Source organism: Arenibacter certesii DSM 19833, from assembly GCF_000429545.1.
Classification (GTDB): domain Bacteria; phylum Bacteroidota; class Bacteroidia; order Flavobacteriales; family Flavobacteriaceae; genus Arenibacter; species Arenibacter certesii.
The window spans coordinates 21004-36015 of the sequence record NZ_AUCB01000006.1 but is presented as its reverse complement, the minus strand read 5'-3'; the positions used below and the strand labels follow the sequence as shown (position 1 = coordinate 36015).

Genomic DNA, 15012 nt, shown 5'->3' with positions numbered 1-15012 from the left:
GTTAATGTGGTGATTGCTCAATTTGATAGCAAGACCATAATGCATACTGGTAATAATTTCGATCAACGAAAAGTGAAAGAATAATAAAATGAATAAAATTTTTCAATTTTTAGCCATAGCAGTTTTTTTGTCGGCCTGTTCCCAAAAACCAAAGTTCGATGCTTTGATAATGCCAGTTTCCAGTACTATTCCTGTGAAGGATACAGATACCAAGGATTCCATTATTGTAAAAGCGGCGCATGTAGTTCCTACCCCTAACCAGTACGAGGCCTTAAAAAACGAATTTATTGCGTTTATCCATTTTGGCCCAAACACATTTACTAGAATGGAATGGGGGAATGGAATGGAGGATCCAAAGATATTCGATCTTAAGAATTTGGACACAGATCAATGGGTAAAGGCCATGAGCGATGCAGGAATGAAAAAGGTAATCCTTACAGTAAAGCATCACGACGGATTTGTGCTTTGGCAAAGTAGGTATACCGATCACGGGATAATGTCTACTCCTTTTAAAGATGGTAAAGGTGATGTGTTAAGGGAACTTTCAGAATCATGTAAAAAGTACGGTCTTAAATTAGGAGTGTATTTGTCTCCAGCAGACCTGTATCAGATAGAAAATGAGGAAGGACTTTATGGAAACTTAAGTGAATATACAGAACGCACTATTCCAAGACCAGTAGAAGGTAGGCCTTTTGAAAATAAGACCACTTTTACTTTTAAGGTTGATGATTATAACGAGTATTTCTTAAATCAGCTTTTTGAACTATTAACCGAATATGGCCCCATCCACGAAGTATGGTTTGACGGTGCTCACCCGAAACGCAAGGGAGGACAGACCTATAATTACCTAGCTTGGAAAGAATTGATAAGATCATTGGCGCCAGAAACGGTAATTTTCGGGAAAGAGGATATTCGTTGGTGCGGTAATGAGGCAGGAGATACTAGAGATACCGAGTGGAATGTTATTCCGTACTTGGAGGATCCAGCAAACCTAAACATATTTGATGATATAACTGCTGAAGATATAGGAAGTCGTGAAAAACTCTATGATGGCAAGTTTTTGCATTATCAACAAGCAGAAGTCAATACTTCTATAAGAGAAGGTTGGTTTTATAGGGACGATACCGATCAGAAGGTACGTAGCACAGATGATGTTTTTGATATTTACGAAAGATCAGTAGGGGGTAACGCTACCTTCTTATTAAATATTCCCCCAAATAGGGAAGGGAAGTTTTCTCCGGAAGATGTCAGCGTTTTAAAAGAGGTAGGGCAACGAATAAAAGAAACCTACACCAATAATTTATTGGACGGTGCAGATGGCCCTAAAAATATCTTGGATGCCAATACGGAAAGTTTTGAGGTTTTCGATAAGGAGAATAGTGAAATAATTATAAGCACAAAAAATCCCATTACCCTTAATAGATTTGTACTGCAAGAAGCTATTGCTACCCATGGAGAAAGAGTAGAAAAACATGCTTTGGATGCCTGGATAGATAATGAGTGGAAAGAAGTAGCGGTATCTACAAATATTGGATATAAGAGAATTTTAAGATTCCAGGAAGTAACTACCAATAAGCTACGGGTAAGGCTAATGCAATCTAGATGGTATCCTGCAATTTCTTTTGTAGGTGCCTATTATTATAATACACGCCCTCCGCAACTTACTATAGAAAGGAATGTTGATGGAATGGTGACTATTGCTCCTAAAAAGGAAGATTTTGGATGGAAACCCCACGGTCAGGATATTAGCGGAAATTTAAATGGTGAGTATACTATTAGGTATACCAAGGATGGATCTAGTCCAACAGCAGATTCCCCTATTTATACCGAAAGCTTTTTATTCCCTTCTGGAGAGATAAACGCAGTATCCCAGATAAAGGAGCAAATGGGGAGCGTAACCAATACAGCATTCGGAATAATTAAAAAGGATTGGAAATCATTGGGAACCGATAGCCATACAGGAGATCAAACAGCAGAAAAAGCTTTTGATGGGAATCCCGCTACTTTCTGGAGATCTGGAGATAAAGGAGCTCCACATTATATCAATATAGATCTAGGACAAGAGTATACTATTAAAGGGTTTACCTATACGCCACAAACTGTGTCTTCGGAAGGAATGATTCAGCAGGGTAGAATACTATCTAGTGTGGATGGAAAATCTTGGAAAACGGTAGAGGATTTTGAATTTGGAAACCTGATAAACGATCCGGTGACAAGAAAACATGACTTTAAATCTGCCATAACCACAAGATATATCAGAGTGGAGTCTAAAGAAATTGCAGGAGGTAGTAAAGTTGCAGCTATCGCTGAGGTTGATTTTTTGGTAGACTGATTAGATAATACTAAGTATTGAGTACAAAGTATTGAGTTTTGAGATGTGGGTTCGATTCCGCTCAACCACCGCTTGGATAGGAGATTGAGCGTAGTCGAAATCATAAGGAGATTAAGCCTGCCTATAAAAAGGTAGGTTAATTCAAATGTATAGAGTTGAGAGTCTAGTGCCCAGTAGTGAGAATGTAGTTAAGGTGACTATATAAAAGAAATGAAAAAAACAGCGCCATTTATTTTAATGATAGCCTTATGCCTAATAGGGTGTTCCCCATCGGCATCCGATATTTATATAACGACCAGTGGAGGTGAATCTAAAAATGGAAAACTGGTTTTTAATACTATTGAGGAGGGACTTAATGCCGTTGTTCACTTGAGAAGTGAAGGGGTTCAGAATACATTGACAATTCACCTAATGGAAGGGGAGCATCGGTTAAGTTCCCCAATTAGGATTAAACCAGAACACGGACCTTTAAAAATAGTTGGCAAAGGTGCAGATAAGACTATAATTAAAGGATCCAAACTGCTTACCCCTAAATGGGAAAAGTATAACGATAATATCTGGGTAGCACAATTACAAAAAGAGGATAATTTTGATCAGCTTTTTGTTAATGGAAACCAGCAAATATTGGCCCGTTACCCCAATTATAATGAAAATGGGGGGCACTGGCAAGGTCATGCTGCCGATGCTATTTCCTCCGAAAGAGTTAAAACTTGGACCAATCCCGAAGGAGCAATAATCCATGCTATGCATAGTGGAGAGTGGGGAGGATTTCATTACGTATCTACCGGGGTTAATGAAAATGGCGAACTTATATTGTCTGGTGGACATCAGAATAACCGTCCTTCAGATATGCACAATAAGTATCGCATGGTAGAGAATGTATTTGAAGAATTGGACGCTCCAGGAGAGTGGTATTTAGATGTAGATTACAAGTTATTTTACTGGCCTACAGAGGGCGGTGATATTACCAATGCCCTAATAGAAGGAGTTCAACAAAAGCATTTACTAGAGATAGTGGGCGTTGAGAAAAATCCGGTGCGTGATATTGAAATAAGTGGAATTCGCTTTGAACATGCTCAACGTACTATTATGGAAGAATATGAGCCTTTGCTAAGAAGCGATTGGACCATCTACAGAGGGGGAGCGATCTTCTTGGAAGGGACATACAATGTAAGTTTACAGAATTGTGAACTGACCAACCTTGGAGGGAATGCCATCTTTGTAAGTAATTATAATAGGGAGGTAACACTATACGAAAACCATATTCATAACGTGGGAGCATCGGGTATTAGTTTTGTAGGTAGTCCCGAAGCGGTACGGTCGCCATCCTTTCAGTATGGTGAATTTGTTCCCGTAGCAGAAATGGACACAGTTAGAGGGCCAAAAAACAATACCTATCCCAGTAATTCTGTTGTAGATAATAATCTAATTCATCGTACGGGAAGAGTAGAAAAGCAAACGGCAGGTGTGCAAATTGCCATGGCGATGGATATAACCGTAAGCCATAACAGTATTTATGACGTTCCTAGAGCGGGGATAAATATTGGGGACGGTACCTGGGGCGGACACATACTTGAGTACAACGATGTTTTTAATACTGTACTGGAATCTGGAGATCACGGGGCATTTAATTCTTGGGGCAGAGACCGCTTTTGGCACCCTAATCGGAATACGATGAATCAGATTGTAACCGATAATCCAGAAATGCCCAAATGGGATGCTATCAAGACTACGATCATAAGGAATAATAGATTCCGCTGTGATCATGGTTGGGATATAGACTTGGATGATGGTTCTTCCAATTATCATATCTATAACAATCTGTGTTTAAATGGAGGTATTAAATTACGGGAAGGATTTTATCGCACCGTAGAAAATAACATCATGTTGAATAACGGATTTCATCCTCACGTATGGTATAAGAACAGTGAAGATGTTTTTAAGCATAATATAATTTTTACACAGCATAAGGATATTCGCTTGGATGGATGGGGTAAGGAGGTGGATTATAACTTTTTTCCGGACCAAGAAAGCTTGTTGTATGCTCAAAATAAAGGAGTCGATAAAAATAGTAGGTATGGTGAGGCTCAATTCATTAATGCAGAAGCCGGAAATTATAAGGTTAAAGAAGGTTCACTTGCATTGGAATTAGGATTCAAGAATTTTGAAATGGATCAGTTTGGAGTTACTAATGAAAAACTGAAGTCGCTTGCTAAAACCCCTGAGAACCCTCAGCTATTTTTTGGGGAAGACAGTGATAAGGAGGCAATATTCGATTGGTTGGGTGCTAAAATAAAGAATATTACCACCATGGCAGAACGCTCGGCATCCGGATTAAATAAGACCGCAGGTGTTTTATTGGTATCCATAGAAGGGGAATCCGTCGCTGGAAATTCGGATTTACAGCAAGGAGATGTCATTGTTGTAGCAGAAGGACACCAAATAGATACGGTGGCAGATCTAATGAAAGCGTATCAAACTTATAATTGGATGGGAAAATTAAACCTTACCATAATTAGGGACCAAAAGGAAAAGAAAATTATAATAAATACAAAAATCTAAATGCTGATAGGATATGAAAAGTAGATTTTTAAGTTGTTTAGTTTTGGCAATAATGGCCTGGTCATTAATTTCCTGTGGTTCTACAAGCAAGAAAATAGAAGAAAAGGGAGAAAAAAGGCCCAATATCATCTATGTCCTTGCCGATGACCTTGGTTATGGGGATATCGCTATTTATAATCCTGATGGTAAAATAAAGACTCCAAATCTAGATGCTATTGCTAAACAAGGAATGCGGTTTACGGATGCGCATACCTCTTCTGCGGTATGTACTCCTACTCGTTACGGGATTATAACAGGAAGGTATAATTGGAGAAGTCCTTTAAAGAGCAGTGTGCTAACAGGGAACTCCAAGGCGCTTATTCCTAATAATAGGACTACTGTAGCTTCATTGCTACAAAAGGAAGGATATGAAACCGCTTTCATTGGAAAATGGCATCTGGGATGGGACTGGGCTCTTAAAGACCCTAAAGTAGAATCTGGTGACGGTTGGAATCCGAACGATTTTGAAAATATAGATTTTTCAAAAGCAGTAAAAAATTCACCCAAAGATTTAGGCTTTACCTATTCTTACGGCCATAGCGGGTCGCTAGATATGGCTCCTTATGTTTATGTGGAAAATGGAATGCCTACTATGGTACCTGATACGGTTACCGAAAGCAAAGATAAATATGGCTGGTGGCGAAAAGGCCCTACGGCGCGTGACTTTGATTTTGAGGATGTTACCCCAAATTTTTTTAGAAGATCCATTGACTATGTCAAACAAAAATCTACAAGTGAAAATCCTTTCTTTTTATACTTGGCACTCCCTTCACCACATACCCCAATTTTACCTACCGAAGAATGGGCGGGAAAAAGTAATTTAAATCCTTATGGGGATTTTATGATGCTGATAGATTCTTATATGGGGCAGTTGGCAGATGCCATTAAAGAATCGGGTATAGAAAATAATACTATCGTTATCTTTACCAGCGATAATGGCTGTTCACCTGCAGCAGATATTAATGAGATGCTAGCAAAAGGGCATAGTCCTAACGGAATTTATAGAGGGCATAAGGCCGATATTTTTGAAGGAGGACACCGAGTGCCGTTTATGGTAAAATGGCCATCCAAAATAAAAGCAGGTTCAGTTTCCGATAAAACAATTTGTACCACAGACCTCTTAGCTACATGTGCAGATATTGTTGGGGTAGATTTAAAGGATAATGAGGGAGAAGATAGCTTTTCTATTTTACCCTTACTAAATGATGCCAATTCAGAAGTCTATACGAGAGAGGCTACCGTACACCATTCTATAAACGGAAGTTTTGCGATTAGAAAAGAGAATTGGAAAATGATATTTAGTCCGGATTCAGGTGGATGGAGCGATCCCAAACCAAATTCGGAAAATATAGGGGAGCTTCCTAAATTCCAGTTATATGACTTAGCTAATGATCCAAGAGAATCAACCAATCTTTATGGACAGTTTCAAGAAGTGGAAAAAGAACTTACACAATTGATGATTGCTTATATTAAGAATGGAAGAAGTACGCCTGGGAAAAATCAGGAGAACGACCCAGAAGGTTATGGAAGTAAGAATTGGAAGCAATTGGAAGTGTTTGGTGAGGAGATGTGAGTATTGAGTATTGAGATGTGTTTTCAGCAAGGGAGAGTATGAGCTTTATATGATATAATTGAAATAAGTTAAAAGGAACAGTAATTTAAAATAATAAGAAAATGAAATTAATTCGATTTGGAGAGGTAGGAAAAGAAAAGCCAGGAGTACAACTGGAAAATGGTACTAGGTTAGACGTATCTGCTTTTGGAAGGGATTACAATGAGGATTTCTTTGGAACTGACGGATTGGAGCAATTGAAAAAATGGTTGGAAGAAAATGAAAGTAACTGCCCTAAAGTGGACGATAGCGTTCGTTTAGGAGCTCCTTTGGTTAGGCCTTCAAAGATTGTTTGTGTTGGACTTAATTATGCGAAACACGCGGCTGAAAGTGGAATGGCGGTACCAAAAGAACCAGTTCTTTTCTTTAAAGCCACCTCTGCTATGGTAGGTCCTAACGATGACGTTATTATCCCTAAAAACAGTGTAAAAACAGATTGGGAAGTAGAATTAGCGGTGGTTATTGGTAAAAAAGCCTCTTATGTTTCTGAGGAGAATGCAATGGGCCATGTTGCTGGTTACGTGCTGCATAACGATTATAGCGAAAGAGAATTTCAAATAGAACGTGAAGGACAGTGGGTAAAAGGGAAGAGCTGTGACACCTTTGCTCCAGTTGGACCTTTTATTGCTACAAAAGACGAGATTAAAGATCCTAACAACCTTCACCTTTGGTTAAAGTTGAACGGAGAGACTGTACAGGATAGCTCTACCTCCGATTTTATTTTTAACGTTCAAGAAGTGGTAAGTTATATCAGTCAGTTTATGACCCTATTGCCAGGAGATATTATTTCTACTGGTACTCCATTTGGGGTTGGACTTGGATTTAATCCTCCCAAATACCTAAAACCAGGTGATGTGGTTGAATTAGGGATTGAAGGATTGGGAACCTCTAAACAAACGGCTAGAGCCTACCAAGGATAATAAATAGAAATAGAAGTAACATTGCCCTCATAAGATTTGTATGAGGGCAAATTTATCTAATGGTTTTCTAAACCAAATTAGATCTCGCAATAATCAAAAATCATTCGTACAAATTCAATTTGAAATGAGAAAGAATATATTTTCCCTACTTCTACTGGGAGTCCTCTTTTCCACCTGTAAACCGGTAGGGAAAAAAGAGGCAACCTCAGAAATGGAGAAAAGTGAAAAACCGAATATCATTGTTCTCTTTTCGGATGATCAAAGTTTTAAGGATGTGCACGCCCTTGGGAATAAAGAGGTTATAACGCCCACAATGGATAAGTTGGTGAAAGAAGGAACTACGTTTACCCATGCTTATAATATGGGTGGCTGGAACGGGGCAATTTGTGTTGCGTCTCGAGCAATGATTATTAGCGGTCGCTCTATTTGGAGAGCACAACAGATTTCTGAACAATACGCCAAGGATGAGGAAATTGAAAAAACTTGGCCAAGATTAATGCAGAGCTCCGGTTATGATACTTATATGACCGGAAAATGGCACGTGGAGGCAAAACCTAAGGATATTTTTTACCATGTGGGACATGTGCTAAGGGGAATGCCCTTTGATACGCCCGAAGGATACAATAGACCACTTAATGTACAGGATACAATCTGGAAGCCATGGAAGAAAGAGTTTGGTGGGTATTGGAAGGGCGGAAAACATTGGAGCGAACTAGTAAAGGATGATGCGGTTGCGTTTTTAGATAGTGCTGCCAATAGAAAGAAGCCATTTTTCATGTACGTAGCTTTCAATGCACCACACGATCCTAGGCAGTCGCCAAAGGAATATGTAGACCTGTACGACCTGGAGGATATAGCTGTTCCAAATAGTTTTCTACCGCAATATCCCTATGCGGAAGCCATGGGAGCCGGGCCAACGTTACGAGATGAGAAATTAGCGCCATTCCCAAGAACCGAATATTCAGTAAAAGTAAACCGACAAGAATATTACGCTATTACTACCCATTTAGACGATCAGTTAAAGGATATTTTGGAAGCTTTGGAAAAAAATGGCCAGATGGATAATACCTATATTATCTATACCTCAGACCACGGGTTGGCCGTAGGGGAGCATGGCCTTATGGGCAAGCAGAGTATGTACGATCATAGTATTCGGGTTCCCTTAATGGTTATTGGGCCAGATATTCCAAAAGGGAAAAAAGTGGCCACCGATGTGTACCTACAAGATGTGATGGCAACAGCGCTGGATTTGGGAGGGGTGGAAAAGCCGGATTACGTGGAGTTCAATAGCCTGATGAATTTGATAAGGGAGACGGAAGATACCGGCCATTATAACGCTATCTATGGTACCTATGAGAAAGGTTCACAGCGTATGATCAGGAAAGATGGCTATAAACTTATTGTATATCCAAAAACGGAAGTAGTGCGACTTTATAATCTAAAAGCTGATCCTGAGGAATTAAATGATATTGCAAAAGCACCTGAAAATGCTGCCTTAATAAAACAGCTTTTTGAGGAACTATTGCTGCTTCAAGAAAAGATGGGCGATCAGCTCAATTTAAAGCCTATTTATAATTTATTGTAATGGGAAAAAACAAACTCGTAATAGTGGTTTTAGGTTTTTTCCTATTTGTGGAAGCTTCTTGGGCGATGCTTCAAGAGCCAATCAAAATTGCTACTGTAGGAAATAGCATAACCTATGGATCTAAGGTAGCTAATAGGGAAAAGAATTCCTATCCCGCCCAATTACAGGAGTTATTGGGTGACTCTTATGAGGTTCGTAATTTTGGAGTAAGCGGAAGGACCCTTTTAAAAAAAGGGGATAGACCCTATTGGGAAACAGAGGCTTATTCCAATGCCTTGGAATTTAAACCAGACATTGTTTTTATAAAATTGGGCACCAACGATAGTAAACTTCAAAACAGGGTTTGTTTAGAGGAATACGAATCGGATTATACTGAATTAATAGCAAGTTTTAAAGCAGTAAATGATAAAGTAAGGATAGTAATACTATTACCATTACCTGCATTTACATCCGATACTACCAATATTTGGAACCCGATTATTAAAGATAAGATTATTCCTAGGGCTCGTTCGGTGGCCTATAAGACCAAATCCGAAGTCTTGGATCTATATCAACTTTTTATAGACCAACCCCAATTATTACCAGATAGGGTGCACCCTTCGTCATTAGGGGCAACAGTGATTGCAAAGCGACTTTATGAAACTGTGATGCTGCAAGAAAGCAGACCCATAGCTATTTTTGAATCCGACGATATAAAAATTACTGAAACCGTAAACTTTCACGGATACCCACAGACCAATTTTGAATATAACGGAATCCCTTCTAAAGTAGTACAACCTAAAAAAGTTGCCGCCGGGAGACCTTGGGTGTTACGAGCACGATTCTGGGGGCATGAACCTCAAACGGATATTGCTTTACTGGAAAGAGGTTTTCATATTGCTTACTATGATGTTGCCAATTTGTTTGGCGGTCCCGAAGCGGTTAAACGTTGGGATGATTTTTATGAGTTAATGACCCAAGCTGGACTTTCCAGAAAAGTAGTACTGGAGGGGATGAGTAGAGGTGGATTAATCGTTTATAATTGGGCGGAGAAGAATCCTAAAAAAGTAGCAGCGGTATATGCAGATGCTCCTGTTTTGGATGGACAAAGCTGGCCTGGTGGGTTGGGTAAGGGCAAGGGAAGTGCCTCGGATTGGGAAGCATTTAAAAAAGTATATGACTTAAAAAGTGAGAAGGATATATCCAAATTTAAGGGTAACCCAATTCATAAGATAAAATCCATTGCTAAAGGGGGGTATCCTATAATACACATTTGTGGTGCTGCCGATGAGGTGGTTCCGGTGGCAGAAAACACCAAACTATTTGAAGAGGGCATTAAAGCACATGGGGGCGATATAGAAGTGATATACAAAGAAGGGATTGGGCATCATCCGCATAGTTTGGAGAACCCCAGTCCGATAGTCGATTTTATACTGAAAGCAACGAATCAAAAAGTAAATTTTGCGGTGATCCCCTCTCCTTCGGCGGAATATAGATCAGCCGCAGGTTGGATAGAAGGAAAAGACTGGTGGGCACAGGCTAAAGATATTGATTCGCTGTGCCAGGCCACAAAAGAAACCGACCTACTACTCATGGGGAACTCCATTACGCAAGGTTGGGGTGGAAATAGACCCAATGTTACCTATGCCCCAGGAAAGGAAGCAGCAGTACTTTATTTTAAAGATTTAAACTGGATCGGTGCCGGAATTTCTGGTGATAGGACCCAACACGTTTTATACCGTATTAAAAATGGGAATTATGAAGCAGCAAATCCTAAGGTAGTGGTACTGGCGATCGGAGTCAATAATTTTGGAGAAAATTCAGCGGAAGAGATCGCAAAAGGGATTCAAAAGATCTTAATGTTCGCAAAAGAAAAATTTGCTCCCTCTACAAAAATAATACTATTGGGGCCATTGCCTACAGGTTTGGATCCAACTACCGATAGAAGGGAGAAATACAATAAAATTCATTCCCTTATTAATAAACTAGGAGATCAGAAAACGACGTTCTATTACAATGTCATCAATGAATTTTCGGATAACAATGGGTTCTTGAGTGCAGATTTATATGCTCAGGATGGAATTCATTTATTGCCAGAGGGATATAAGGTGTTGGGGAGAATCATAAGTGAAAGGTTTAATTCAATTATTGATTAAAAAGCAATAGTTAAAATATAAATAAATGAAAAAGTTATTAGGAGTACTGCTCTTACTTTTTACTACAAATATGTATGGAGAGATTTGGCTTCCTTCCATTCTATCAGACAATATGGTGCTGCAGCAGCAATCCGACGTCACTATTTGGGGCTGGACTACGGCCACCAGTGAGGAGATAACGGTATATGGTACTTGGAACAATAAAAAGATAAGCACTAAAGCCCATCAGGGATTGTGGACCGTTCAATTATCAACCCCAAAGGCAGGAGGAACTTATAAGGTTATTGTAGAAGGTCACGAAAACCTGGAAATAAGCAATGTTCTAATAGGAGAAGTGTGGTTGGGATCTGGCCAAAGTAATATGCAATGGACGCCCAAACAAGGGTTGGATAACGCGGAGGAAGAAATAAAAAATGCCAATTACCCGGAAATTCGCTTTTTTCAGGTAGCACAACAAATATCAGCCTCCCCGCAAGATCAATTAAGAGGGGAATGGGTGGTTTGTAATCCGGAGACTATGCAGAATTTTAGTTCTGTAGCGTACTTTTTTGGTAGGGAATTACATCGTGAATTATCGGTTCCCGTGGGACTAATTAATTCCAGTTGGGGAGGTACACCTGTGGAAGTTTGGATGAAAAAAGAATTGTTTGCCGAGGATGCGGAATTAACCAAAGCTGCAAGTAAACTAAGGGAGGTCGCCTGGTGGCCCAACGATCCTGGTTATGCTTATAATGCGATGATTCATCCTATTACAAAATTCAATATTGCAGGTTTTATATGGTACCAAGGAGAGTCTAATAGAGTTAATCCAGATTCATACTATAAATCATTTCCTTCAATGATAAAATCGTGGAGAACAGAATGGGGTAAGAACCTTCCTTTTTATTTTGTACAGATAGCTCCATATAAGTATGACGATCCCAAGGCTACAGATGCTGCTCATGTGCGTGATGCGCAATTATATACCATGCAAAATGTAGCTAATACCGGTATGGTGGTCACCAATGATATTGGAAATTTGGATAACATCCACCCCATTAACAAACAAGATGTCGGACACCGACTAGCACTCTGGGCTATGGCAAAAACCTATGGAAATCAAGAGTTGGTCTATTCTGGCCCAGTTTATAAGTCAATGGAAATTAATAAGAAGAAAATTGTACTTAGTTTTGACTTTGCAGAAAATGGATTAATGAAAAAGGGAAAGGAGTTGGTAGAGTTTTATATCGCAGGAGAAGATAAAGTGTTTTACCCAGCAAAGGCTAAAATAGATGGTAGTTACATAGCAGTATCGGCAAAGGAGGTGAAAAACCCAAAGGCGGTCAGATTTGCCTTTACCAACGGAGCAACTCCAAACCTTTATAATTCCGCCGGATTACCGGCCTCCGCATTTAGAACCGATGATTGGGACTTAAATTAATAATTAAATAAAAGAATGAATCAAATTAAGACGCTTCTACCAATACTACTTGGATTAACATTTTACTGTTGTCAGACTCAGGAGAAGGTTTTGCCTACTAATGAGATATGGTATGCACAGCCAGCGGCCAAATGGATGGAGGCTTTACCCGTTGGTAATGGTAGATTGGGAGCAATGGTTTTTGGGGATCCAAATAAGGAGCGTATTCAGCTAAATGAAGATTCTATGTGGCCCGGTGGTCCGGATTGGGGAGACTATAAAGGCACTCCAGAGGACTTAGAGCATTTTAGAAAATTGTTAAGGGAAGGAAAACCACATGAAGTAGATGCTACCTACATGGACAAGTTTTCCTATAAAACGGTAGTAAGATCACACCAAACTATGGGTGATCTTTTTATCGATTTTAAAGGAAAAAAGACAGTAGAGAACTATAAAAGATCTTTAGACCTAAATAATGCCTTGGCAGAAGTGAGCTACACAAGTAATGGTGCGCAATATTCTGAGAAAGTATTTTCTTCTAATGCAGATGACGTTATGGTAATCCATCTGAGTACCACTGCTAAGGAGGGGATGGATTTTGACTTAAAGTTAGAGCGACCACAAGATCACGGTCATAAAACGGTATCCACTTCTAATCCTTCAGACAAAGAAATTAGTATGCAAGGAATGGTGACCCAATACGGAGGGAAAAAAGAATCTAAACCTTTTAAGATCGATTACGGTGTAAAATTTGAAACTCGACTAAAAGTAGAAAATAATTCCGGTGAGGTAAGTGCCAACAATGGAACGTTAAGCCTAAAAGGAGTAAAAGAAGCTACTATCTACCTTGTCGCTAATACATCCTTTTATTCGGACGATTATAAAGTCAAAAATACTGAAACGCTAAAAAGTGTGGAGGGAAAGACCTTTTCAAACCTTATAAACAGACATGTTGAAGATTATGCTTCCTTGTATAACCGAGTTACTTTAGACCTAGGGGGTAAGGAGCTAGATTCCCTACCTACAGATGTAAGGTTACAAAGAATTAAAGCTGGTAACGATGACCCCGATTTAGCTGCTAAATTGTTTCACTACGGTCGTTATTTGCTAATATCGTCTTCCAGGCCAGGAACCAATCCCGCTAACCTGCAAGGTATTTGGAACAATCATATAGAGGCGCCATGGAATGCGGATTACCATCTTAATATTAACTTGCAAATGAATTATTGGCCAGCTGAGGTGACCAATCTCTCAGAACTGCACATGCCCTTGTTCGATCTTGGGGACCGCTTATTAGAAAGGGGAAGAATTACGGCAAAGCAACAATATGGAATTAATCGTGGAGCAGTTATGCACCACACAACAGACTTATGGGCAACCCCATGGATGCGTGCAGAAAGAGCCTACTGGGGCGCATGGATTCACGGTGGTGGATGGCTAGCCCAACATTATTGGGAACACTATAAATTTACGGAGGATAAAGAGTTTCTTCAAGAGCGTGCCTATCCATACTTAAAAGGGATAAGCGAGTTTTATTTGGACTGGTTGCAAAAAGATGAAAGCAGTGATAAATGGATTTCTTACCCAGAAGCCTCCCCAGAGAATTCTTATTACGCAGCAGATGGAAAGCCGGCCGCTATGACCACCGGAGCTGCTATGGGACATCAAATTATAGCTGAAGCTTTTGGAAATACCTTGGCAGCGGCAGAAGTATTGCAGATAGAGGATGACTTTATAAATGAAGTGAAAACGAAATTAGATGGTCTCTACCCTGGAGTTAAGATTGGAAAAGATGGTCGGATTTTGGAGTGGAATGAAGAATATGAAGAGCCAGAAAAAGGGCATCGTCATATGTCTCACCTCTATGCACTGCATCCAGGGGTTGCGATCACCTCAAAAGATAAGGAGGCTTTTGCAGCAGCTCAGAAAACAATCGACTTCCGTTTGCAGCACGGGGGTGCAGGTACAGGATGGAGCAGGGCTTGGATGATTAATTTTAATGCCCGATTATTGGACGCTGCATCTGCAGAAGAAAATATTAATAAGTTTATGCAGATTTCCGTTGCGGATAATTTGTTTGACGAGCATCCGCCATTTCAAATAGATGGTAATTTTGGATATACCGCGGCAGTAGCAGAATTGCTATTGCAATCCCATGAAGGGTTTTTAAGACTGCTGCCTGCATTACCACAGAACTGGGGTACGGGTAGTATCGCTGGGTTGGTAGCGCGTGGTAATATTGAAGTTGATTTGAAGTGGAAGAACGGCCAACTGGAAAGAGTGGGACTAAAGTCCAAAAAGGATACAAATGTTACATTGGTTTACGGTAATGTCAATGCCAATATATCACTCAAAAAAGACCAAAAGGTTTGGTTAAATTCGGAACTTAAAACAAACGATTAATCCCCTAATGGGAACACTATATTAA

Annotated in this window: 8 protein-coding genes; all 8 read left to right on the top strand. The window is 39.7% G+C overall.

Going from position 1 to position 15012, the window contains the following annotated elements:
• Positions 1–88 precede the first annotated feature (88 nt).
• The gene (locus G466_RS0103135) at positions 89–2332 is read left to right on the top strand and encodes an alpha-L-fucosidase (protein WP_034234497.1); all 2244 of its coding nucleotides are present in this window, start codon (positions 89–91) and stop codon (positions 2330–2332) included.
• Between the two features lie 210 nt (positions 2333–2542).
• Positions 2543–4894, top strand: a complete 2352-nt coding sequence (locus tag G466_RS0103130; RefSeq protein WP_026812341.1) for a PDZ domain-containing protein — start codon at positions 2543–2545, stop codon at positions 4892–4894.
• Between the two features lie 13 nt (positions 4895–4907).
• On the top strand, positions 4908–6506 hold the full coding sequence (locus tag G466_RS0103125) for a sulfatase family protein (protein WP_026812340.1): 1599 nt from the start codon (positions 4908–4910) through the stop codon (positions 6504–6506).
• 101 nt (positions 6507–6607) lie between these two features.
• Positions 6608–7465, top strand: a complete 858-nt coding sequence (locus G466_RS0103120; protein WP_026812339.1) for a fumarylacetoacetate hydrolase family protein — start codon at positions 6608–6610, stop codon at positions 7463–7465.
• A 124-nt stretch (positions 7466–7589) separates the two neighbouring features.
• Positions 7590–9050, top strand: coding sequence for a sulfatase-like hydrolase/transferase (locus G466_RS0103115; protein WP_026812338.1), 1461 nt, complete (start codon positions 7590–7592; stop codon positions 9048–9050).
• Entirely contained in the window at positions 9050–11185 is a 2136-nt protein-coding gene (locus G466_RS23450) for a GDSL-type esterase/lipase family protein (RefSeq protein ID WP_026812337.1), read from the top strand. Before G466_RS0103115 ends, G466_RS23450 begins: the two co-directional genes overlap by 1 nt.
• Positions 11186–11210: 25 nt before the next feature.
• Positions 11211–12605, top strand: a complete 1395-nt coding sequence (locus G466_RS0103105; protein ID WP_026812336.1) for a sialate O-acetylesterase — start codon at positions 11211–11213, stop codon at positions 12603–12605.
• A 15-nt stretch (positions 12606–12620) separates the two neighbouring features.
• Complete coding sequence (locus G466_RS0103100) at positions 12621–14987, top strand: glycoside hydrolase family 95 protein (RefSeq protein ID WP_026812335.1); 2367 nt, start codon at positions 12621–12623, stop codon at positions 14985–14987.
• Positions 14988–15012: the final 25 nt, after the last annotated feature.

What these genes read in the sequence shown, in the direction of transcription:
- G466_RS0103135 (WP_034234497.1), top strand. Translation starts at nt 89, where the DNA reads ATGAATAAAATTTTTCAATTTTTAGCCATAGCAGTTTTTTTGTCGGCC.
- G466_RS0103130 (WP_026812341.1), top strand. Translation starts at nt 2,543, where the DNA reads ATGAAAAAAACAGCGCCATTTATTTTAATGATAGCCTTATGCCTAATA.
- G466_RS0103125 (WP_026812340.1), top strand. Translation starts at nt 4,908, where the DNA reads ATGAAAAGTAGATTTTTAAGTTGTTTAGTTTTGGCAATAATGGCCTGG.
- G466_RS0103120 (WP_026812339.1), top strand. Translation starts at nt 6,608, where the DNA reads ATGAAATTAATTCGATTTGGAGAGGTAGGAAAAGAAAAGCCAGGAGTA.
- G466_RS0103115 (WP_026812338.1), top strand. Translation starts at nt 7,590, where the DNA reads ATGAGAAAGAATATATTTTCCCTACTTCTACTGGGAGTCCTCTTTTCC.
- G466_RS23450 (WP_026812337.1), top strand. Translation starts at nt 9,050, where the DNA reads ATGGGAAAAAACAAACTCGTAATAGTGGTTTTAGGTTTTTTCCTATTT.
- G466_RS0103105 (WP_026812336.1), top strand. Translation starts at nt 11,211, where the DNA reads ATGAAAAAGTTATTAGGAGTACTGCTCTTACTTTTTACTACAAATATG.
- G466_RS0103100 (WP_026812335.1), top strand. Translation starts at nt 12,621, where the DNA reads ATGAATCAAATTAAGACGCTTCTACCAATACTACTTGGATTAACATTT.